This is a genomic window from Aneurinibacillus migulanus, assembly GCF_001274715.1.
GTDB lineage: Bacteria > Bacillota > Bacilli > Aneurinibacillales > Aneurinibacillaceae > Aneurinibacillus > Aneurinibacillus migulanus.
Genome location: NZ_LGUG01000004.1, coordinates 1,801,880 through 1,821,057, shown reverse-complemented (window position 1 = coordinate 1,821,057; position 19,178 = coordinate 1,801,880). Strand labels below are relative to the sequence as shown.

At 38.5% G+C, this 19,178-nt stretch carries 26 protein-coding genes and 2 pseudogenes; 10 read left to right on the top strand and 18 right to left on the bottom strand.

Features of this window, described 5'->3' with window-relative positions; all coding sequences use genetic code 11:
- Positions 1-8: 8 nt before the first annotated feature.
- The 5 genes and pseudogenes from AF333_RS10740 to AF333_RS10720 form a co-directional block, all read right to left on the bottom strand.
- Positions 9-813: pseudogene (locus AF333_RS10740) on the bottom strand (DUF2935 domain-containing protein).
- 405 nt (positions 814-1,218) lie between these two features.
- The gene (locus tag AF333_RS10735) at positions 1,219-2,130 is read right to left on the bottom strand and encodes a hypothetical protein (RefSeq protein ID WP_043064920.1); all 912 of its coding nucleotides are present in this window, start codon (positions 2,128-2,130) and stop codon (positions 1,219-1,221) included.
- Positions 2,131-2,311: 181 nt separating this feature from the next.
- Positions 2,312-3,235: a hypothetical protein gene (locus AF333_RS10730; protein ID WP_043064919.1), complete on the bottom strand. Its 924-nt coding sequence runs from the start codon at positions 3,233-3,235 to the stop codon at positions 2,312-2,314.
- A 289-nt stretch (positions 3,236-3,524) separates the two neighbouring features.
- Positions 3,525-4,022, bottom strand: coding sequence for a hypothetical protein (locus AF333_RS10725; RefSeq protein WP_043064918.1), 498 nt, complete (start codon positions 4,020-4,022; stop codon positions 3,525-3,527).
- Between the two features lie 211 nt (positions 4,023-4,233).
- The gene (locus AF333_RS10720; protein WP_043064917.1) at positions 4,234-4,554 is read right to left on the bottom strand and encodes a hypothetical protein; all 321 of its coding nucleotides are present in this window, start codon (positions 4,552-4,554) and stop codon (positions 4,234-4,236) included.
- 583 nt (positions 4,555-5,137) lie between these two features.
- Here AF333_RS10720 and AF333_RS34130 point away from each other — a divergent pair.
- Positions 5,138-5,644, top strand: coding sequence for a hypothetical protein (locus AF333_RS34130; RefSeq protein WP_043064916.1), 507 nt, complete (start codon positions 5,138-5,140; stop codon positions 5,642-5,644).
- 371 nt (positions 5,645-6,015) lie between these two features.
- Here the strand turns inward: AF333_RS34130 and AF333_RS10705 are convergent, their stop codons facing one another.
- The 3 genes from AF333_RS10705 to AF333_RS10700 form a co-directional block, all read right to left on the bottom strand.
- Entirely contained in the window at positions 6,016-6,564 is a 549-nt protein-coding gene (locus tag AF333_RS10705; RefSeq protein ID WP_052811891.1) for a hypothetical protein, read from the bottom strand.
- A gap of 324 nt (positions 6,565-6,888) precedes the next feature.
- Positions 6,889-7,014 carry a hypothetical protein gene (locus AF333_RS36750; RefSeq protein WP_255322308.1) on the bottom strand — a complete coding sequence of 42 codons (126 nt, stop codon included), beginning with the start codon at positions 7,012-7,014 and terminating at the stop codon, positions 6,889-6,891.
- Positions 7,015-7,016: 2 nt separating this feature from the next.
- A complete protein-coding gene (locus AF333_RS10700; protein ID WP_043064913.1) occupies positions 7,017-7,550 on the bottom strand; it encodes a hypothetical protein in 534 nt (177 codons plus the stop codon).
- A gap of 1,423 nt (positions 7,551-8,973) precedes the next feature.
- Between AF333_RS10700 and AF333_RS10695 the strand changes: the two genes are divergently transcribed.
- Complete coding sequence (locus tag AF333_RS10695; RefSeq protein WP_074715454.1) at positions 8,974-9,426, top strand: CPBP family intramembrane glutamic endopeptidase; 453 nt, start codon at positions 8,974-8,976, stop codon at positions 9,424-9,426.
- 73 nt (positions 9,427-9,499) lie between these two features.
- On the top strand, positions 9,500-9,679 hold the full coding sequence (gene lepB / locus AF333_RS36745; RefSeq protein WP_080787650.1) for a signal peptidase I: 180 nt from the start codon (positions 9,500-9,502) through the stop codon (positions 9,677-9,679).
- 118 nt (positions 9,680-9,797) lie between these two features.
- On the opposite strand, the gene AF333_RS10690 is transcribed toward lepB, so the two are convergent.
- Positions 9,798-10,484 (bottom strand): 2-methylcitrate dehydratase, encoded by a 687-nt coding sequence (locus tag AF333_RS10690; RefSeq protein ID WP_139189211.1) that lies wholly within the window; start codon positions 10,482-10,484, stop codon positions 9,798-9,800.
- A complete protein-coding gene (locus tag AF333_RS31690; protein WP_074715451.1) occupies positions 10,459-10,590 on the bottom strand; it encodes a helix-turn-helix domain-containing protein in 132 nt (43 codons plus the stop codon). Before AF333_RS31690 ends, AF333_RS10690 begins: the two co-directional genes overlap by 26 nt.
- 155 nt (positions 10,591-10,745) lie before the next feature.
- On the opposite strand from AF333_RS31690, the gene AF333_RS31685 reads away from it, so the two are divergent.
- From AF333_RS31685 to AF333_RS10670, 5 genes are all read left to right on the top strand, one after another.
- Complete coding sequence (locus AF333_RS31685) at positions 10,746-11,132, top strand: helix-turn-helix domain-containing protein (protein WP_043064912.1); 387 nt, start codon at positions 10,746-10,748, stop codon at positions 11,130-11,132.
- Complete coding sequence (locus tag AF333_RS10680) at positions 11,122-11,418, top strand: hypothetical protein (protein WP_043064911.1); 297 nt, start codon at positions 11,122-11,124, stop codon at positions 11,416-11,418. Before AF333_RS31685 ends, AF333_RS10680 begins: the two co-directional genes overlap by 11 nt.
- A 95-nt stretch (positions 11,419-11,513) precedes the next feature.
- Positions 11,514-12,077 (top strand): hypothetical protein, encoded by a 564-nt coding sequence (locus tag AF333_RS10675; RefSeq protein WP_043064910.1) that lies wholly within the window; start codon positions 11,514-11,516, stop codon positions 12,075-12,077.
- Between the two features lie 71 nt (positions 12,078-12,148).
- On the top strand, positions 12,149-12,472 hold the full coding sequence (locus AF333_RS37400; protein ID WP_081003395.1) for an Arm DNA-binding domain-containing protein: 324 nt from the start codon (positions 12,149-12,151) through the stop codon (positions 12,470-12,472).
- A gap of 43 nt (positions 12,473-12,515) precedes the next feature.
- Complete coding sequence (locus tag AF333_RS10670) at positions 12,516-13,304, top strand: tyrosine-type recombinase/integrase (RefSeq protein WP_152968230.1); 789 nt, start codon at positions 12,516-12,518, stop codon at positions 13,302-13,304.
- 307 nt (positions 13,305-13,611) lie between these two features.
- On the opposite strand, the gene AF333_RS10665 is transcribed toward AF333_RS10670, so the two are convergent.
- From AF333_RS10665 to AF333_RS10655, 3 genes and pseudogenes are all read right to left on the bottom strand, one after another.
- The gene (locus AF333_RS10665) at positions 13,612-13,815 is read right to left on the bottom strand and encodes a hypothetical protein (RefSeq protein ID WP_080787649.1); all 204 of its coding nucleotides are present in this window, start codon (positions 13,813-13,815) and stop codon (positions 13,612-13,614) included.
- 8 nt (positions 13,816-13,823) lie between these two features.
- Positions 13,824-14,045: pseudogene (locus AF333_RS10660) on the bottom strand (LexA family protein); the annotation flags it as partial.
- A 322-nt stretch (positions 14,046-14,367) separates the two neighbouring features.
- Positions 14,368-14,970: a hypothetical protein gene (locus AF333_RS10655; RefSeq protein ID WP_043064948.1), complete on the bottom strand. Its 603-nt coding sequence runs from the start codon at positions 14,968-14,970 to the stop codon at positions 14,368-14,370.
- 43 nt (positions 14,971-15,013) lie between these two features.
- Here AF333_RS10655 and AF333_RS32690 point away from each other — a divergent pair, with 43 nt between their 5' ends.
- The gene (locus AF333_RS32690; RefSeq protein WP_139189207.1) at positions 15,014-15,211 is read left to right on the top strand and encodes a hypothetical protein; all 198 of its coding nucleotides are present in this window, start codon (positions 15,014-15,016) and stop codon (positions 15,209-15,211) included.
- A gap of 342 nt (positions 15,212-15,553) precedes the next feature.
- Here AF333_RS32690 and AF333_RS10650 read toward each other — a convergent pair whose 3' ends face one another.
- From AF333_RS10650 to AF333_RS33570, 3 genes are all read right to left on the bottom strand, one after another.
- Positions 15,554-15,838, bottom strand: coding sequence for a DUF4183 domain-containing protein (locus tag AF333_RS10650; RefSeq protein ID WP_043064947.1), 285 nt, complete (start codon positions 15,836-15,838; stop codon positions 15,554-15,556).
- A gap of 410 nt (positions 15,839-16,248) precedes the next feature.
- Complete coding sequence (locus AF333_RS10645; protein ID WP_052811906.1) at positions 16,249-16,542, bottom strand: DUF4183 domain-containing protein; 294 nt, start codon at positions 16,540-16,542, stop codon at positions 16,249-16,251.
- 347 nt (positions 16,543-16,889) lie between these two features.
- Complete coding sequence (locus AF333_RS33570) at positions 16,890-17,063, bottom strand: hypothetical protein (protein ID WP_158502339.1); 174 nt, start codon at positions 17,061-17,063, stop codon at positions 16,890-16,892.
- Positions 17,064-17,273: 210 nt separating this feature from the next.
- Here AF333_RS33570 and AF333_RS10640 point away from each other — a divergent pair, with 210 nt between their 5' ends.
- Positions 17,274-17,849 carry a hypothetical protein gene (locus AF333_RS10640; RefSeq protein ID WP_043064946.1) on the top strand — a complete coding sequence of 192 codons (576 nt, stop codon included), beginning with the start codon at positions 17,274-17,276 and terminating at the stop codon, positions 17,847-17,849.
- Between the two features lie 61 nt (positions 17,850-17,910).
- On the opposite strand, the gene AF333_RS10635 is transcribed toward AF333_RS10640, so the two are convergent.
- Together AF333_RS10635 and AF333_RS10630 are read right to left on the bottom strand one after the other, a co-directional pair.
- Entirely contained in the window at positions 17,911-18,684 is a 774-nt protein-coding gene (locus AF333_RS10635; protein WP_052811903.1) for a glycoside hydrolase family 25 protein, read from the bottom strand.
- A gap of 47 nt (positions 18,685-18,731) precedes the next feature.
- Positions 18,732-19,154: a phage holin family protein gene (locus tag AF333_RS10630; RefSeq protein WP_052811901.1), complete on the bottom strand. Its 423-nt coding sequence runs from the start codon at positions 19,152-19,154 to the stop codon at positions 18,732-18,734.
- Between the last annotated feature and the right edge of the window lie 24 nt (positions 19,155-19,178).

The window sequence follows — 19,178 nt, the reverse complement described above, 5'->3', positions numbered from 1 at the left end:
GGACGTTTTTAGCATTTACTAACAGATTTTTTTCCTGTTAGTGCCCTTTCAAACATGTCGATAATCTCCAGAAATCTCTCAGCCTCACGGAATACATGATCAGCCAGTAAAGGATGAATGACACTTTTAATCCGACATGCTTCAATTAAATCACGAGCAGTCTTTTTAAAATCACGAAGTGATTTTACTGATACTCGATTTTGATCTAAAAACTGATCCAACAGCGGAATAGTTTGAGACTGTGGCCTCATCGAGTCTAAATCGATAGCCTGGAATAAAAGCTGATCAAAATCATGGCTAAACTCCCTCGCTTGCTCAACCAATTTCCGCTCAGATGGGTCAAGAAGGTGTCCAATAAACTTTGCGTGATCAGCCATAATTCTTAAGAAGAATACATTTTCATCAATAATGGCATCAGGAATAGGTTCAAGCCTACCCAAATTTAGTTCTTCTAATCGGTTTCTAAAATAAGCAGCTTCTCGACTTGTATGATCAACTAATAAGGGAAAATTATTCCCGCCTAGAAGCTTACAGTGCAAAATCAACCCTAATACCTTTCTTTTGAAACCCCAGATCATTGAAGCTGCTTGATGGACTTCTGTATTAAAACGCTTAATTTGTTCTGGATCAGCTTTAGCGGTAAATGCCTGAGCCCTTTTTTCAATTCCATCAAATAGTGCATAAAAATAATTAGCCTCATTGATTAATTCTGTAGCATCTACAGGAAAGCCTAGTCTAAGAAAAAGCGAATGCTCTTTCATAAGACCAGAAACGAACCTCATCTAACGAGCGAGCAACAAATCCATTGGACATGAACAAGCCTCCTAAAATAAACTTTCAGAATAAGATATGCCTAAATGTTCCAGTGGGTAACAGCCTACATTCATTTGTTAAGTAGACATAAACCAAGTTATCGAACTTAAAAAAGGGTTCTCATGAAGAGAGCACCTATTCTTTTGTTCGTTATAAATAACCCAATCTAGATTTTTTACAACCTCAAGCTTTAATTCTTGTGCTCTTGTACGTGATACATTCTCTTCACCTTATGTTCATATCACTTCGTGCGCTCCTCTTTTTTTATGCCTTGCTAAAGGTATTTTCCGAACACCATTTACAAGTACTGCACTAAATTGTACGCTTTTTGGCTGCTAAAGTACGGAAAACGGATAATAAAAAGCCGTTCCAATGAGAACGACTTCATTTGTATCGTATTTGCTATTATAAAAGCCCGAAATCTTCCAAGAAATCTCGTGTAGTCTCTTGAGACATAGTAAGCTCGTTTTTAATATTAAAGCCTACTAAAATCGGATTTTTTTCAGAGGATATAGGCATAAATACAATAGTTCCTCTTATAAAATCCTTATGATCTTTATAATTTGGGTCATCTTTTGGGAGTTCATTTACTTTCTTGATTTTGTACTCATTCGCTTCTTCCCCGTATAACCGTTTCAACAGGTCTTGTGCCTTTTCCTCTTTTGTATTTCCCTCAAGGTTGACCAAAGGTAGCTTTTCAAAGTCAAAATGTAGAGTTTTACCTGTTTCATCAAACGTTATGCTCAATTCTTTATCGGTTGTCTTTCCCTCCGCCATTTTTCCGCTCTCATTAAAACTAAACCTGTATTTTTTCAATTCTTCCTCCCCTTTTATGGTAGAGAAATACATCACGGAATCATAAAGCTTAAGGTCCTTTACTTCCGGTGAAAGGCTATAGACCTTATCCAAAGATGCTTGAACTTTGCCTGGTAATTCGGATTTAGGAATATTGGATACTGCTTGAGTATATTCTGTTATCTTCTCTGTTTCTATATCAAATTCTAAGACAAACGACTTTTTTTCATCACTTTCCAAGAACAACTGAATCACATTTTTCTCTTTATCATTTTCTATTTTTTTAATTTTGCTACCCGATATTTCATATGTTTTTGTTTGCGGAAATTTATCATAGAATGACTCTAATGCTGATTTCATGCCTTGCTGGGCCATAATTTCATCAACAGTCAGTTCTTGATTTTCCCCTTGTTCAATCATTCCCTCTTCTTGCTGGATTGGATTACTTTCCTGTTCAGCCGCGAAGACTGGCGTTGTAGCCAATAAACTAATCGCTAAAAATGCAGTTGCTACTTTTTTCATGGTCTTATCCCCTCTCTTACTTTATGTATATTTAGTCTTACTATTATACTTAAACGGTCTCTTCCTGGTAAATGTTTCAATATATACCAAATATTATTAATAACAAAGGACCACTCGTACGGAAAATAGATAATAAAAAGCCGTTCCAGTTAGAACGACTTTATTTGTATTGTGTATGCTATTATAAAAGCCCTGCATCTTCCAAGAAATCTCGTGTATTCTCTTGAGACATAGTAAGCTCATCTTTACTATTAAAATAGATAACGATTGGTTCTTTTTCAGATGATAGGGGCATAAATACAATAGATCCACTAAAATCATTGTTAGTAGAGTTATCACTCAGATCATCTTTTGAGATTTCATTTACTTTCTTTATCTTGTATTCATTAGCTTCTTCCTCATATAACCGTTTCAACAGGTCTTGCGCCTTTTCCTCTTTTGTGTTCCCCTGAAGGTTGACTAAAGGTAATCTGTTGAAAGTAAAATATAGAACTTTCCCTGTTTCATCAAACGTTATGTCAAATTCTTTATCGGTTGTCTTTCCTTCTTCTCTTTTTCCGCTCTCATTAAAACTAAGCATATATGTTTTCAATTGTTCCTCCCCTTCTATGGTAGGGAAAGACATAAAGGAACTATAAAGCTTAAGGTTCTTCGTTTCCGGTGAAAGGCTATAAACTTTGTCCAGAGATGCTTGAACTTTGCCTGGTAATTCGGATTCAGAAATATTGTTTACTGTTTGAATATATGCTGTTATCCTCTCTTTTTCTATATCAAAGTATAAGTAAAATGACTCTTCTTTCTTATCACTTTCCAAGAACAAAGTAATCTCATTTAATTCTTCGCCATTTCTACTCGTTGGAACTTTACTACCCATGATTTTATATGCTTTTGTTCGTGGAAATTTATTATAGAATGATTCTAATGCCGATTTCATCCCTTTCTGGGCCATAATTTCATCAACAGTCAGTTTTTTAACCGGAGAGTATTCCTCTTGTTCAGCCATTCCCTCTTCTTGCTGGATTGGATTACTTTCCTGTTCAGCCGCGAAGACTGGCGTTGTAGCCAATAAACTGATCGTTAAAAATGCAGTTGCTACCTTTTTCATATTCTTATTCCCTCTCTTTTTATATTTAGCCTCACCCTATGGTAAAACTAGCTTAATCCACTCTTGATGCTTATTTTCCCCTCTAAAAAGGATGTTGCGTAACTTCTTCTTTTTTGCCTATTCATTAGCTATAACGTATAATTTCAGGATTTCTTTCCCGTTTTTTAAAATTTTTTATGAAATAATGTAACATAGCCTTGAATTTAATTTCTTATTTTCGTTTCGCTGGCTCGTTTGTAACGTTACGCAAAAGAAAAAGCACCACGTGGGTGCTTGTTTCTGAAATGGTTTATTCATTAATTTCATAAACTAAAATATCAAATAATTTTTCGTCAGTATAAAGCAAAATCGCCCATTCTCCTGGCTTTGGTATTTTCACACTAGAAGGTGCATGTGCATCCGCTCCATTATTTTCTCCTCCAAGTCCAATCGTCCAACCTGTTGTTAGAATTTGATGGACAGTTCCCGTTTCTTTGTGAAAACCAACTACCGTTAATGTTGTTTTTCTAGGATCTTCAATCCCCCAAAGATGCCACATCCACTTTTGGCCGTTTAAACTTGGCATATCTACACCAATAACGCCTGACTTATTTTCATTCCCGATAATATTGTTGTCGAATGTAACTGCTTTTTTGTCCCAATCGATTGTTTCAAAATCTTTTTTTTGAACAAAGCTGGGGATATCTTTAGGTAAAATGATCTGACTATCGACTCTTTTATCTGATGTGCAACCTACTACAAAAAGAAACATACTTAATAAAATAAATAGCATAGGTATTTTTTTCATACTTTCCCTCCCGCCAATTATTTCGACAAGAGGAAAGTATTTCCTCTTTACGTTAAAGGTATTTTCCGAACACCATTCACAAGTACTGCACTGAATTGTACGCTTTTTGACTACTAAAGTACGGAAAATGGATATCAAAGTACGTTTTTTGGATAAATAATAACGGAAATGGATAACAAAAAAGCTACTCCGAAGAGTAGCTTTGAATTATCTATTCAACTACTTCGATTTCGTATTTATAAATCATCTTTCCGTCCTTCCAAATTGTAACCAAAGCATCCCCTACTTTTTTACCGGTAAGAACTCCTTTATTAGTTAAATCTATATACCTACTCCCCATCTCAACAACATAATAATATCCACTTCTATATGGCAGATTAATTTCTTCTCCGACACTTACTGTTTCTTGGATTGTTTCAACAGCTTGTAATTTTACTTCTGATAATGTGTTAGTCTCAGCAGCAAACGAAGGAGCTACAAAACCCAAAGACAAAGTTAACCCTACCAAACTACTAGCAAGAACTTTTTTCACGAATATACCTCCTAATATTTGCTAAATTAACTTACAACTAAATAATATGGTATATCGTGTAAAATTTCAACAGTAAAATCCATATAATAGTTATTTTTTAGTAGATTAATACTTATAACTTCAGATATCAATCAAAAAGAACCGCTCCCTCAGAACGGCCTCGCTTATCTTTCCCTGCGTCCAGCATAACACGCCTTGATCCTTTCCCGCAAAAGTAGTAACACATGTAACACAAAGTTTCATATGACTCACAATGTAACATGTGTAACACAAAAGCCTGTTGCCCACATTGCTACATAGAAACGAATATAGCGAAGGAAGCATAGGGGTGTATGCCCCTCTTTTTTTATGCCTTAATTCACAATTTGATATAAAGCTTCTAAAGAGTGTCTTTTCCGTAGGTACATGCCGTTTCAAGAGCGCCGAATAATAAATACCTATGTACAACAAATGAGAGGTGAAAAAAGTGAATCATTTTCACAAATGCATGCAAGGGAATCCTGTAATCTCATCTTGTCTACTATCTCCTTGTATACCACCGTCTAACGGAACCAGTAGCCCCTCAGCTGGAACCACAGGTCTAATGTTCCGGCACCCTAGCACAGACGTGATTGTCGTTTCTTTATTTAATCAAGCCCCTGATCTTCCTCAAACCGTCACTGTCTCAGTCTCAGATTGGCAAAACACATGTACTCCAACCGAATTTAACAAATTTGCGTTCTTATGTGGGGACATCCTTAATCCTCCTGGTAATGGTAATGGTAACGGTAACGGAAATGGGATTGTCATTAACAATGGTCCGGGTCCCTTTTCCCCTCCTGTGGGGTTTTTGCCGTTTACAACGCCCGTTACTATTCCACCACGTAGGAATCTTATCATTCATGCCTATCCACCTGATCCTGTTCTTCCACCAAGTCCTTTGTATGAAGTGGTGGTAAATCCTCTTCATCCAATTGACCCTATTCTTCCACCTGACCCTATTCGTCCACCTGTCATTGTGAATACGTGGGGAATCACTGTAGACGGAATCATTCAAGAGGGGAACACCGTCTTGCATCGTCAGTTTGTACCTGCATTTTCAATTGCTTAATGGATGCAAACATTCTCTTCCGTAAAATAGACCGACCTTCTAGCCGAGGCGGTCTATTACCCGTTCGCACACTAATACTTAATGACGCATGTTCCCATCCAAAACAACAAAGGCCGCTCCCTCGGAACGGTTCCTTTGCTTATCCTTCCCTGCGTCCAGCATAACACACCCCTCTTTTTTATATCCTGCTAAAGGTATTTTCCGAACACCATTCACAAGTACTGCACCAGATTGTACGCTTTTTAGATAAATAATGACAAAATTGGATAACAAAAAGCCGTTCCTGCTCAGGAGCGGCTTTTTTAATGTATAGTTTATTAATTATTAAACATTCCAAATCTGTATTCCGTTGGTAAAACCGCTCATAATGACTAAGTCTCAATAGTAAGTCTTGCAAGGATTCCAGCGGGATTAGCTGTACTTCTCGGAAGATCGAATCCCGTTCCAGGTCCACCAAAGTTAAAACCAACGATAACAATGTCATTAATTCCACTTCTAAGAAAGTCACTAATATCGATCGTTCTTCCGTTAGTAAAAAACCGAGGCGTGTTTTGTTTAATGTCATTAATAACAGGCCTCCCATTTATCAATACAACGCCATAGTTATCTACTGCAAAGAAAAGAGTAGCACTAATAACATCTCTTACCCTTCGAATTCTAAATCTTCTACTAATAACTGCCGCAGCACCAAACGGATCATTGGCTCCCCATACCCACCTTGCCGTATTGGTTGGAACCCAAAACGATTCCCGTGGGATTTCTATCGCGTTAAACCAACTTTCATCGGTACCAATTACAGTCGTAGCATTAGGTCTAACCACTTTAATAAGGCTTGTCATTTTCCTTACAGGGAGCAGTCGTTTAATACCTTTTCTTTTAGTTAATGGAGCACCTTTTTTACTCGTTACTTTTTTTTGCAAATCCAATACCTCCTTACATTTTTATTACACTATATGAAGAAATACTAGATTTGCTTAGACAGGCATCTAAATAACAAACATTTTTATACTGATGTACACATTTACCTAGAGCACTTTTAAGAATTCAGTCGATAACTTTCCTCCCTTGGTCAAAGACATTCATTTACCCTCAGAAGTTAACCCTATTTAAGATTGATTAAATTTCATAACAAAAAGGATCGCTCCCTCGGAACGGCCCCTTCGCTTATCTCTCCTTACGTTCAGCATAATACACTTCGATCCTCTCCCACAAAAGTCATACCACATGTAACAAAAAGCCCGCCGCTATGCCGACAGGCCTTTCCTTACTTCATCCTCATACATATCCCATGCTAAATTGCGAATCATTGACCGACGAATCCTATCCACTGTCTGACGAGCCACATCAAGCTGCTGAGCGATTTCATACATCTTTAAGCCGTCTGTATTCCCTCGGCTACTGCTCGCTCTCTCTCGTCCTGTAACGTAGCCACAGAAGCATCTAGCTTCTTCACCTTATGCTCATACCGTTTCATGCGCTCCCATTTCCGTAGGAGCTTTTGCGCTTCTCTGTATGTTACGTCCGAATTTACGCCTTTCGCCTTCGGTAACGATGCCTCAATACCATACTGTGCCGTACCAGCTCCCAACAGACTCTCCCATCTCTCTCTCGGATACTGCTTTTGATGCTTATCCCAATCCTGCAATTTTTGAATCTCTTTCGCCATCCAGTGGTAATCACGCAGGTCCTGTTCTACACGTTGTATAGCTTCTAATGCGGGTTCTAATTCACACCAAGCAAGTTGCTCCTGATTCGCTTCCTCTTGTGCCACCTGATGCCCTTCCCATTGGGGACAACTCTGTACTTTGCCGATATGCATGTCATGAATACGGCACATGGCCGACTTTCCCCATTGTGAACCTGGACACTTAGCACAAACTTCTTCCAAAAACACATGTTTATTCATGACGACTCCCCCTGCTCATGGTAGAATATTCTTAACCAGTAAATTCAACCAAAGCAGAGACTCCCTCCCCGGACCACGAATCCAGAGAGGGTGTTTTTTATTTGTAACTTTTTCTATTTATACGTCATACTATATAGTCAGCCATTGCTTCCTTGTCCTGCCTCTATGGTTAATAAACTGTAGGGGCATTTTTTATGTTTAATTTCTCAAATGTAGGGCAATATACTGTGTAGGTAATAGCATTATGTTTGGTTCCCCCTTGAGACGCCCCTTCTTCAGAAGGGGTTTTGTTTATTTACGAAAAGGAAATACTTATCATACACGATTCTATTTCTCGATACCTCTTATCTCTCGTCGCCCTTCTGCTATAAGTAGGAGGGTCTTTTTTATTTATTGCCTAAACTCTTTTCAATCGATCCTCGATTTCTTCCCAAAGAATCACGCATTTTATGTCCTCCCTATTCCCATATATTCTATGGGAGGTTTTTTATTTCATTTTTTACAAAAACGGGCGTATTGTATGTAATAGCCCAGTAGAAATCCCTTTTTCGCTCTCTTCATAGAAGGAGAGGGTAATTTTTATCCCAAGCCTGAAACCTAAATTCCCGCACGCTTGTCACCTCTTCCGAATATATTGTAGTATCCTTTCATTGGCCTATGGGGACAGAATGGGGTCGACCTGCATCGGCCCTTTTTATTGCCCATTTGTCTTTTTTCTATCACCATTTTTATCTAGCAGAATATACTAGTAGTATCTCTTCCTGGAGATGTCACATTCACTTGTTAACTGCCGGCCTTGTTCCGGTCCTTTTTTACTCATTCTTTCACCTCTTATTCGAATGAGTATATTGGTGATGTATCGCCTTTACGATGATACGTTTACCTGCTACTTACCGGCCTAATCTGTGCCGGTCTTTTTTTCCGCTCTCTTTTTTCACCTTTTTCATTCGAAAACATATACTGGTAATGCCTCATGATGAATATTTTCTTCCTTGCTGGCCTTGTGCCAGCTCTTTTTATTCCCTTCTATCAATTTCCTTATTTACCCATTTACCTAAATATGGTATATTATGAGAGTAAACCTTCTTTTCACTTGCCGACCATGCGTCGGCCTTTTTTATTGCCCGTTTGTCCTTTTTTCTATCACCATCTTCATCTAGCAAAATATACTAGTATTAATCCATTATTAAAAAATATCATCTCCAAGTATTAATTGCCGGACCCGCACCGGCCTTTTTTATTGCGTAATATGGGCTGTTTTACGAAAATCAGCCCATCGGCTCACCACGTATATCGCGTTTATTTGAATCAATTTCACGAAAAGATTCACTGTACATCTTAACCACGGCTCACTTTTTTGTCGTAAAAAATCGTTTCGCGCATATTCCTGTTAGTAAATACAACGCTTGGAACGATTTATGGCTTGCCCGGAAGCATTGGAGAAGAAGTAGGGTGGCGCGGTTACATGCTCACACGCTTGATCGATGCCCGAGTTTCCCGGCCTATTCTCGTAAGCGGAATGATTTGGGGTGTTTGGCATCTACCGCTCATGGTAGCTGGATTATACTACGCTAGTCCAATACTTCTTCTTTCTATCGTTCTTTTTATGATCTCGGTCACGTCCTTTGGGTATGTGATTGCGTATTTGCGTTTAGCAACTGGAAGCATCTGGCCTGCAGTCTTCTTACATTCAACATGGAATGCCATCATCCAAAACGTCTTTGACCTTTTTACACAAGGTGATTCTGTATTATTGTGGACGGGAGAATCTGGTGTTTTTGTCGCACTTACTTTGCTGGCAACAGCGTTCATCTTTTCGAAAAAACAATGGACGATGATTCGTACCCTTCCTAAACAAGGTGAGCCGTTGGTTTAAGAATCACTACTCCCTTAGAGCAAGAAGATTCATTCAACTACCTGCGACCAATCGATTTTATTACGTTACTTAACTGAGTACAAATTTAGAAGCAAAACAAGATGAAACACTTCGGGTTACGGAAGATTATAGTCCGTATACGATTCCTCAAGGAACAGTATTTGTACTAGGCGACAATCGCTGGAATAGCTATGACAGTCGAGTATTCGGATCTATAAAGTTAGAACAAATCATAGGTAAGGTTGTAAAGTAATTCCTGTTAACCAGCAAGCTAAGTAAGGCTTGCTGGTTTTGTTGTTACGTCGTATCTCCGCTACGCATCTGCTCGACTACACGTGCTTTATACGCTTTGTACTCCCGTGTTAGCTGTCTTACGCAACACCATCTTGTTGCTCTTCTTCGTCTTCTCCCTTGTCTTCTGATTCGTTCCCCTCAGGCTTGTCCTCCATTTCAGCTTTCGGCTCTTCTTTAGCCTCCTGTTTCGGCTGTTCCTTCCCTTGTCTCCACTCATCCCACTTCATTGCCAATGGAACTACGCGTTTCCGATACTCGTCTATCAGCTCTACAATCTTGCCAGAAGAAATGCCTAACTCAGACGCCAATTTCATGTATGTCTCGCCCTCCAGACGACGTTTCACAATATCAGTGAAGTCATACGGCAGATCCTCATAGCTCGGTGCCAATCCGCTGAGAATAAACTCGCCAACGATTTCACGTTCGACCTTCTCTCGCTCTTCTTTGGTCGGGATTTTCGCTTTCGGAAGACCAAAATCTGTTTCCAGTTGCTCACCCTCAGGCTTCACTTCATGTACAACACCCTTGTCGTCTACCTGGTACTTTTTCAGCGGCTCATTGGTTTGTGTATTGATTTCGATGTTATAGTTGACTACCAATGAATCAAATGTGATGGCTGCTTTTCCGCCAAGAATGTCGTCTAGCGAATCAAGCTTACCTCGTAGCTGCTCTCTCGGAACCACAAGCGTGATTTCCTTCTCACCAGACTGCTTGTTCACTACTTTCTTTACTTCCCCGTTATAATGTAGGTGAAAAATATCCATTTTCCCAGTTACTAACTGTTGTCTTTTTACGGTTCATTAGTCCTGCCAATTCTTCCTGAGTAAAACCTTTAGACTTCCTAGCATGAATTAACGGCAGGTTCTTCATATCATCACCACCGATTCCAACTTTCTTGAACTTATATACAAAGTATAAATCCAAATTATTTGGATATCGATGATTAAATTTGATTTTTTTGGACTTTATTTTCTAGATAATTGCTTTTTAGTACAATATATTTGAACAAAAGAAGGGGTGAAAATATGCTTGCTCAACGCTTAAGGCAAGCTAGAAAAGCTAAGGGTTATACACAAGAAGATCTAGCTAAGTTAGTTAACACCAAAAAGACAACCATATCTAACTATGAAACAGAATATAGTTCTCCATCAAATGAAATGCTTATTGATTTAGCTAACGTACTAGGCACTACTACTGACTATCTTTTAGGACGTACAGCCAATCCGTCACCAAAAGAAGCTGAGAAAGAAATGAGCCTCTTCTTCTATGACGACCTAGAAGGATATGACGAACTTTCACCTGAAGAAAAAGAAGTTTTCCGAGAACATATGTATGACGAGGCAAGGCAAGCTATTGAACTTGTTAAGAAACTAAAGAAACAAGGCAAGCGAGGTGGTATGTATGAGCGATGAATTGCTAAAGGAGATTCTTGCTGAATTACGCGGAGTCAAAAACGAAGTTAAGCAATTAAAAACAGAGATGAATCAACGATTTGATGAAATGAATGATTCCATTGAACGTAAACATATCGAAAACATTAAAGCAGGTGAAAGCCTACTCCACATGATTACGGATGTTCAATCTAAAATGGCAACAAAAGAAGACACTGAACGCATTCATAAACGCTTGGATTATCAAATCTTACGTATTGCTCGTACCGAAGAGGAAATCCATTTATTAAAGCCTGAAAAACAATAACCCTGCCTGACCTAACTGGACAAGCAGGGCATTATTTTACGGTTTTCAGAAAATATTTCCATAAATGTAAAGGTATATGAAAAAGGAGAAGAATGATGTGGAAAGGAACTTACATAACAATATTACTGATGGCTTCTCTATTATTACAAGCATGTAGCAACAAAGAAACAATAAAAGAGGAAAATTCAGCAGATATAACTATACATTCTAAAGAGGTAAAGGGACAACCTTCTGCAAACACTTCATCCGAAGCAAATACATTACCCACAAAAACAAAACAAGAAACTCCGAGTAAAATTTCTCTTACAAAAAGTGAATTCAACAAGATGTTTAAACAAGATACTAAAGAAAAACAATATCCAAATGGTAAGTTTCAATTAAAAAATGGTTCAATCGTATACGCGGACTATCTCATGTATGGGAACAACGATGTATTCGAGGATGCTACCGTAATTTTCTATAAAGATGAATTAGCAAAGATTCAATTCACATCAAAAACAACACCAGAAGAAGCTATTGAAAAGTTAGGACTACCTGTTACCGATAATTCAATCATCGAACAAAATAAATGGGGAGTTTGCGAAATTGTAATTAACCAAGATTTTCACGATGGAAACATCGCTGTTTTCCCAAACGAGTGGGATCAATATAGAAATTAAATATACATTTTTCAGTTTCAGAACCAAAGTAAAGCCTTCGGGCTCTTCTTTTTCATCATAAAACAGAACGAATATTCTCACTTCATTGTACACAGCTTATCCACACCATTTACATAAAGAAGGTAGGATATTTTCGCAAACGCGGCTCTAAATGGTCTTTCTCCATCGATGTAGGGCGCGACCTAGAAACAGGCAAACGAAAGCAGAAAACCGTTAGTGGATTTAAAACAAAAAAGGAGGCTGAGAAGGCATGTGCTGAACTAATCTCACAAATAGAAAATAATGAATACATCAAAGAATCCACCGATGACTATGAGAGTTATTTATTAGAGTACATGGAAAATGTAGCAAAACATTCCATTCGTCCATCTACTTATGAGCTTCAACATATGTAAAANTATAAAGCCAAGGCATCTTCAAGCTCTATATTCAAAGAAAATGGATACTGGACTTGCAGCAAGTTACATTCGCAGTATGCATGCTATTATAAGTAAATCTTTACGAAAAGCAGCTGAATGGGGCGCAATAAAAGAAAACATCGCTTCGTTAGTGACTCCACCAAGAATCGAAAAAAGACAGGTAAGAACATGGGATTTAGCAGAACCCAATAAGTTTTTACAAGAGATTAAAAAAAGAAAAACCGGAAACAGCAAGCTATACATTGCTTATATACTAGCTATTTATTGCGGCATGCATAAAGGAGAAATCCTGGGTTTACGTTGGAAAGATTGCGACCTCGAAAAAGGGATTATTCGTATTCAGCAAACATTAGTTAAAATAAAAAGTAGCTTGTCTCTTCAAGAACCAAAAACCAAAGGTTCTATTCGCACAATCATGGTTCCGGATTTCGCATTACAAATCCTTAAGGCACATAAAATCAAACAAATGGAAATAACACTACGTGTGGGTTCAGCTTACAAAGAGCACGACTTGGTGGTTGCGAATTGGAATGGTTCAATGATTGACCCGGCCGACATCAATGCCGATTTTAAAATTGCTTGCAAGTTTGCTGACGTGCCTAAAATTAGGTTTCATGATTTACGTCACACACATGCAACTCTTTTATTGCAGCTTGGAGAAAACCCCAAAGTCGTTAGCGAACGATTAGGACATGCAGACATTAGCATCACATTAAACACCTACTCTCATGTGCTTCCGAATATGCAAGAAAGTTTAGCTCAAAATTTCGATGTAGCTATGAAAAAATCCGAGAAAAAACCGGGCTGAAAATCACTTTAGTGCAATAAAGGTTTGCAAAATGTTTGCAAATGACATTTTCGAGAAATCAAAAAGAGCTGAAACCCCTTATATATCAAGGGATTCCAGCTGCTTGTCTTCAGTGTCTGATTATACTTCCATTTTAATTATCTTAAGAAAGGCAGGGTCAAAGTAGATAAATACCGTTAAATAAATCTAGTTTCTTCTATATTATATACAACGATAGAAAACGAAAAACAATCTAATAAAATGAGTACGTGGTCAAAAATGTGGTCAATGTGGTCAAACGAAAACCCGGTATAGAGCCGGGTCTTTTTTAACTCACTCGCTTTTCGTTTACCGGCCGCATTGCCAGCACATTTTCAACTGAAAAATATCGTGTTGCTCTTCGTTTAAAGCAATATGCTCGAATTTTTCCGTCCTTCACTGACAGCAATCGTATCTTCCTCTGACTCAGCTCCCCATTCTGGTTCAGGTAAATAATCTCAACTGTTCGGCCTAAGTATGTGAACAAATTCATCATACATTCTCCTCTTCATTATGCAAAATAGTAAGCGCCCGTGGCTTGCTTGGATCACGCATAATTAAGCCTTTCTTCTCTAAACGTGCTAAGTGACTGTGTACTGTAGAACTAGAAGCCAAACCAACTGCCTCTCCAATCTCCCGGAGCGTTGGCGGGAATCCTTTTTCTTTGACTTCTTTCTTGATGAATTCAAAGATCTCCTGTTGTCTTTTTGAAAGCTGATTCATCCCTTTTATCCTCCTACAACAAGAACATACATTCTTATTTCAGATTATACAAGAACATTAGTTCTTGTTCCAGAAGAAAGAAAAAATTATTCCTAAAACAGAAAAATCTTCCAAGGTATTCCCTTGGAAGATTTAACTGTTCCCTGTGTGCCCCTAATTTTAAATTATGCAGTCATTCTAAATACTGTGTGCCCTTTTAATACATAATAACAATTACTAAATCAGGCTTGTATAGTCCATGCCATTTCTAAGATAACAGAATAAGGTGATAGTGCTAGGTATATTAATCACAAGAAATGAGGTGAATAGGATTGAACAAATTTCATAAATGCAGTTGTGGTACTCCTGTAATCACTTGTCCTCCTATTTCACAGATATGTCCGCCATGTCCGCCTGTAATACCTTGTACAAATCCACTCCTAACGCTAATGCCCCTTCCTCCAACAGTAGTTTGCGGAGGTGTAATTAATGGCACAGTAACTTGTAATGGGGTACCAGTACCAGGTGCGACAGTCACATTAACCAGCTCTTCTGATGTAGTTATGTTTTTGTCTACCACCGTTAATACAGATTTTAATGGTATGTTTATAGCTCCATTTATGATAGCACCAGGTACTCCTCCTACTGCTGTAACAATAACTGCATCAACCATAGTTAATGGGGTGCCTGCTTTATCATCTGTATCAACCATGGTCTCATGTCCTGGTGGTGGAGCAGCCTGTACGTGTAGTCTAACAAACCAAGCAGGAAATCCTATTAATATCACAAGGGGAAGCCAAGATGTCTTGTTTAATGGCACTGCTGCCAACGGACTCATCAATTTCTTCGGGGAAATCTGTCCTACCTGTACGCTTGGATCTAGTTTCCTTACATTCACTTTCAGAGATACGCCACCAATAACAACGACAGATTTTACTTTCGCCATAGATCCAACTACAATTACTGTAACCTGTACGGGGACGACTCAAATGGTAGTTACCGGTTTGGGTAGTGCTACGCCGGCAGTCTTTGGTGCTAACCCTGTTCCATTTACGTTGACTGTCAACCGACCAGGGGCGCCAAACAACACCATTACACTCACAATAGGAAATCCAGCCGTGCTTGGGTTCTCCACTACCGCCTTTAATGTAGGAAATGGAGAAGCTGTAATCACTCCTTGTCCGTAACATTTTACAGTTGGGTAAGACTGCTCACTTACTCAAGGAACTTTACTTCAACAAGAGCATATAATGATAGCAAGCCAATTCAATCATCTCCTGCCTCTTCATGTATCTTATGAAGAGGTTTTATTTATTAATATAATAACATTTTTAAAATTACATCAGTTCACTATCTAAAAATATACTCTCTTGAGTTTTTGTATCTGTTAACATTCATTAAATAAGCTAATTTATCTTAAAATAGCAAACTAAGCCCCACCATCCATACGGACAGTGGGGCTTAATGGTCTCACTTCTTCTTTAATGGAGTTACTATGCTTGTACAATATTACGACAAATAAACCTTAACTAAGTGACAACAAATTCAACAGTAATCGGTGTTGCTGGATCAAGCACGTCTCCACCTGGGATCGTTAATGTAGTTGTGGTTGCAGTTGAAGTATCAGCGGTTTGAATCAGGGCGTTAATATACAGGTTGTAATACGAAAATGAAGCTGGAAATGCTGTCGCAGCTGCACCAGTATCATCGGTAAAAGCTGTAGCAGCAATCGCAAATGTAGCACCTGTACCTGTTCCTGCCCCTGCTGTAGAGGTAAACTTTCTACCAGCTATAAACGGTTTAACTATAGGCATGTACATTCACTCCTTTCCTTTTTATCATTACGGATTTTTTGGAAAACCTCTAGGAAGAGGGTTTCTCCTATCCGTTACTGCATTCTATTCCCCGCACTATACTTTAGGAACAGCAAATGACTTAGTATATAAGCACAATTTATAACTCGAAAGTAGGATACCTTAGGTTACTTTTTTCTTTTCTGATGAGTTCGCTATTAATCTAACGATAAACGCTCCCCTTACGCTTTAATTAATACTAAGAGTGTGTGGCAAAATTAATATAATGAATAAGACGTATATAGGATATAGAAACCAAATAATCGATATGAGTTTGCATAGTATTTCTTAGCTATGAATTTAAGTCACCTTGCCACACACTCACTAAAACATCAAAAGCAGAAAGGTCACTCAGCTATATTACACAGTTTTTAAGGAAATACTTGAGCGGAAAACTGAACAATTTCAAGGATAATAGGTTCACCTGCAAAAATAGTGCTGCCATTGGGATTAATAGTTAGAGCATTTAGGCTTACGTTGTATATGCTACCTTCTTGTAATATTCCATTAATATAAAGATTACTGTAGCTGTTTTGTCCAAGGTTTGTAAATTCACTTATTGGCCCTCCACCATCACCAGTAAATTCAGTAGCTGGAATAACTTGAGGGCCCTGAATATCTGAGTCTGTGATATAAAAATATCTTTGAACAGTGGGTATGATCACTACTGACCCTACTGATCCCGGTGGCCCTTGAGGTCCTGGTGGCCCTTGGGGTCCCGGTGGCCCTTGGGGTCCTTGAGAACCTGATGGATATAACGAAGGGGAACATATTACTACAGGATTCCCCGGTCTGCATTTGTGAGCTTTTCTCAGAACTTTCACCTCCTATTTCCATCTACCTATATTCCCCAATTTATTCCTTAGGAGTTTGTCCTCGAAACGGCATGTATCTACTATAATCATACTTTTTTGTAGATTTTACATTTACTAGCGTTCATCAAATAAGATAATGTATCCTAAAATAAAAAATTAAGCCCCGCCACCCATACGGACAACGGGGCTTAATCGTCTTATTCTTTCTTCACTTTCCCGGTATACCCAGATACTACACCAACACCAATGCAAGCATAACTGATAAGGTCTAATCCTAAATCCCAAAGGTCAGGAGGAACAAGCACCCCTTTAGCATTCAAAATCTGATACACCAATCCACCAAAGCCAGCCCATAAGAACGGGGCTTTCATTAACTATTCACCTCTTCACAATCGTTAAAGACACTTCGCTCTTTGCTCTATTTGAATAGGTACAACCAGCACCTGCATAAGTTCTTTTTTCGGAATACCTTCAGGTTTCATGATACAGTAAGCTCAATCGAAAATTAAAGAATATATGTTCTCATGGTAAAAAAGTCCTTTCTACGATACGATATAAGAAAAATATGGAAGGGGAAAGAGATGAAAAAGAAATTGATAGCCGCTATCATGGCTGTGTCTGTTGTTGTTGGAGGAAACTACGCGAGCGCTGCACCTGTTCAACAAAAAGCTGTAAAAACATATACTGAAAATGATATCCAAACCGTAAAGCTATATAGTCAGATTTCAAATATGTATATCAATCTGCAAGATTTAAACAGGGGAGTTGGCAAATTAAGCGAAGGGCTTTCTCTTGCATACAATGATATGCGGGTAAATGGAAGCTCCACCATGTATACAAATGTACAGAAAGCACATGCTCAATTCACTGATTTATATTCCAAACGTGTGAAAGAAGTTCAAGCACTCGCTCGTCTAGCATCAGCAAATAAAATCAATGTTTCTGACATGAACACAATATTAGAGAAAAGCAAGATAGCACTAGAACAGTATGACGAAGCACTTCAAGCGCTTAATAACGTGTTTGAAAATCCGAATGAATATACGATGAATCAGTATGTAAGCAAAGAAAAAGCAGCATATAAAAAAATATCCGAAGGCGAACAACTAGCTCGACAAGGATATCAACGATTCTATAATATCATTCAAAAATATTAAAAAAAGCCGGGAATCCCCGGCTCTTTATTATTTTTTTTAGTTGATCAATTTGTTTTTGTATTTAAACATTCACTTTCTTCATTCCAGCAGCCACACGCACCTCATCGGCAAGCCGCCCCATTTCCTTCTTTTCATCCTGACACGTTGAGGCATTCCATCTATCTTGTAGAATACGAATAATTTTGTTTGCATCTTCTGTTTTCATGAGTTTCTTTTCCTCCTTGGGTGGTGTAGTGGTTGTCTTTCCCATCTTTTCGATAAGAGCAGCATAATCCAAAAATGACCAGTTCATATCTACATTTCCATTGATTCCGTTCACTCGGCCTGTCTCTGTGTATTGCCATATTCCCGCATCTCGTCCTAAAAACGAATTATAACGCGCAATCCATAACGCATAGGGTTTTAATCGTTTCTCATCTAATGCTGTTTCAAAAAAGTGCTTTCCCGCGTAAATCATCGCAAAGTATCCGGCCTTTTCAATCGCTTCCAGGAATACGATTGCGGAATCTGTCAAAGTGACTTTGCTTGCTTTCTTCTTGTTCTCTTCTAAATCTAACACAAGCGGATATGTGATTTTCACACCGGAAACAGTACGCAAAAAGTGCTGCGCTTCTGCCTTTGCTTCTGCGACATTGCCGAATTTTGCGTAATGATAAGCGCCAACTCGGATTCCATTTGCACGAGCATTCGCAGCATTTGTTTTGAAAGTCTTATCTACAAAAGTTGTCCCTTCGCTGGCTTTAAGAAAAACAAACTTCACACCGTCGGCGGCAACTTTCTTCCAATCTACAGTTCCGTTGTGATGGGATACGTCAATTCCTTTGATTTGTGTCACAACTTCTTCCTCCTGTTTTTTTAACTTGGTTCTTGGTATAACTTGCCTTATGCACCTTTTTCTTTCTTCAGGTCTTCTTTTTCGTGAAAGATAGCTATGACACGCTTCATAAACGACGGAACAGGAAGACCAGCTCTACCTGCGTTTTCTGCAATGCTAATAAGTTCTAACGCGGCATATGCGTAAATAAATGCATCACGTACATAATTCCCTTGAGTTTGAAGCATGAGATCGGCAATATGACCTGAGCAAATCACCATGATAATGACGAACTTTTTCAAAAGGCCTTTAAAACCTTTCGTACTTGACAAATTTCCGGTTATGGCTGATGCGATAAATCCTGTCAAATAGTCAAACGCCATCAACCCTAAAATTCCTTTAATTAAGTAATCAAAATCACCAAACAAGGCACTTGCAGTAAATCCTCCTAAAAAGATAAACAACCTGTTTATCGACTCGAACTTTTCCAATAATTATCACCCCTAAATAGGATA

Bases quoted from the DNA above. Each gene is read 5' to 3' on its own strand.
- AF333_RS10735 (WP_043064920.1), bottom strand. From the start codon at position 2,130: ATGAAAAAAGTAGCAACTGCATTTTTAGCGATTAGTTTATTGGCTACA.
- AF333_RS10730 (WP_043064919.1), bottom strand. From the start codon at position 3,235: ATGAAAAAGGTAGCAACTGCATTTTTAACGATCAGTTTATTGGCTACA.
- AF333_RS10725 (WP_043064918.1), bottom strand. From the start codon at position 4,022: ATGAAAAAAATACCTATGCTATTTATTTTATTAAGTATGTTTCTTTTT.
- AF333_RS34130 (WP_043064916.1), top strand. From the start codon at position 5,138: ATGTTCCGGCACCCTAGCACAGACGTGATTGTCGTTTCTTTATTTAAT.
- AF333_RS36750 (WP_255322308.1), bottom strand. From the start codon at position 7,014: ATGTATGAAATCGCTCAGCAGCTTGATGTGGCTCGTCAGACAGTGGAT.
- AF333_RS10700 (WP_043064913.1), bottom strand. From the start codon at position 7,550: ATGAATAAACATGTGTTTTTGGAAGAAGTTTGTGCTAAGTGTCCAGGT.
- AF333_RS10690 (WP_139189211.1), bottom strand. From the start codon at position 10,484: ATGGATATTTTTCACCTACATTATAACGGGGAAGTAAAGAAAGTAGTG.
- AF333_RS31690 (WP_074715451.1), bottom strand. From the start codon at position 10,590: ATGAAGAACCTGCCGTTAATTCATGCTAGGAAGTCTAAAGGTTTTACT.
- AF333_RS31685 (WP_043064912.1), top strand. From the start codon at position 10,746: ATGCTTGCTCAACGCTTAAGGCAAGCTAGAAAAGCTAAGGGTTATACA.
- AF333_RS10680 (WP_043064911.1), top strand. From the start codon at position 11,122: ATGAGCGATGAATTGCTAAAGGAGATTCTTGCTGAATTACGCGGAGTC.
- AF333_RS10675 (WP_043064910.1), top strand. From the start codon at position 11,514: ATGTGGAAAGGAACTTACATAACAATATTACTGATGGCTTCTCTATTA.
- AF333_RS10670 (WP_152968230.1), top strand. From the start codon at position 12,516: ATGGATACTGGACTTGCAGCAAGTTACATTCGCAGTATGCATGCTATT.
- AF333_RS10665 (WP_080787649.1), bottom strand. From the start codon at position 13,815: ATGAATTTGTTCACATACTTAGGCCGAACAGTTGAGATTATTTACCTG.
- AF333_RS10655 (WP_043064948.1), bottom strand. From the start codon at position 14,970: ATGGCGAAAGTAAAATCTGTCGTTGTTATTGGTGGCGTATCTCTGAAA.
- AF333_RS32690 (WP_139189207.1), top strand. From the start codon at position 15,014: ATGGTAGTTACCGGTTTGGGTAGTGCTACGCCGGCAGTCTTTGGTGCT.
- AF333_RS10650 (WP_043064947.1), bottom strand. From the start codon at position 15,838: ATGCCTATAGTTAAACCGTTTATAGCTGGTAGAAAGTTTACCTCTACA.
- AF333_RS33570 (WP_158502339.1), bottom strand. From the start codon at position 17,063: ATGAAAGCCCCGTTCTTATGGGCTGGCTTTGGTGGATTGGTGTATCAG.
- AF333_RS10640 (WP_043064946.1), top strand. From the start codon at position 17,274: ATGAAAAAGAAATTGATAGCCGCTATCATGGCTGTGTCTGTTGTTGTT.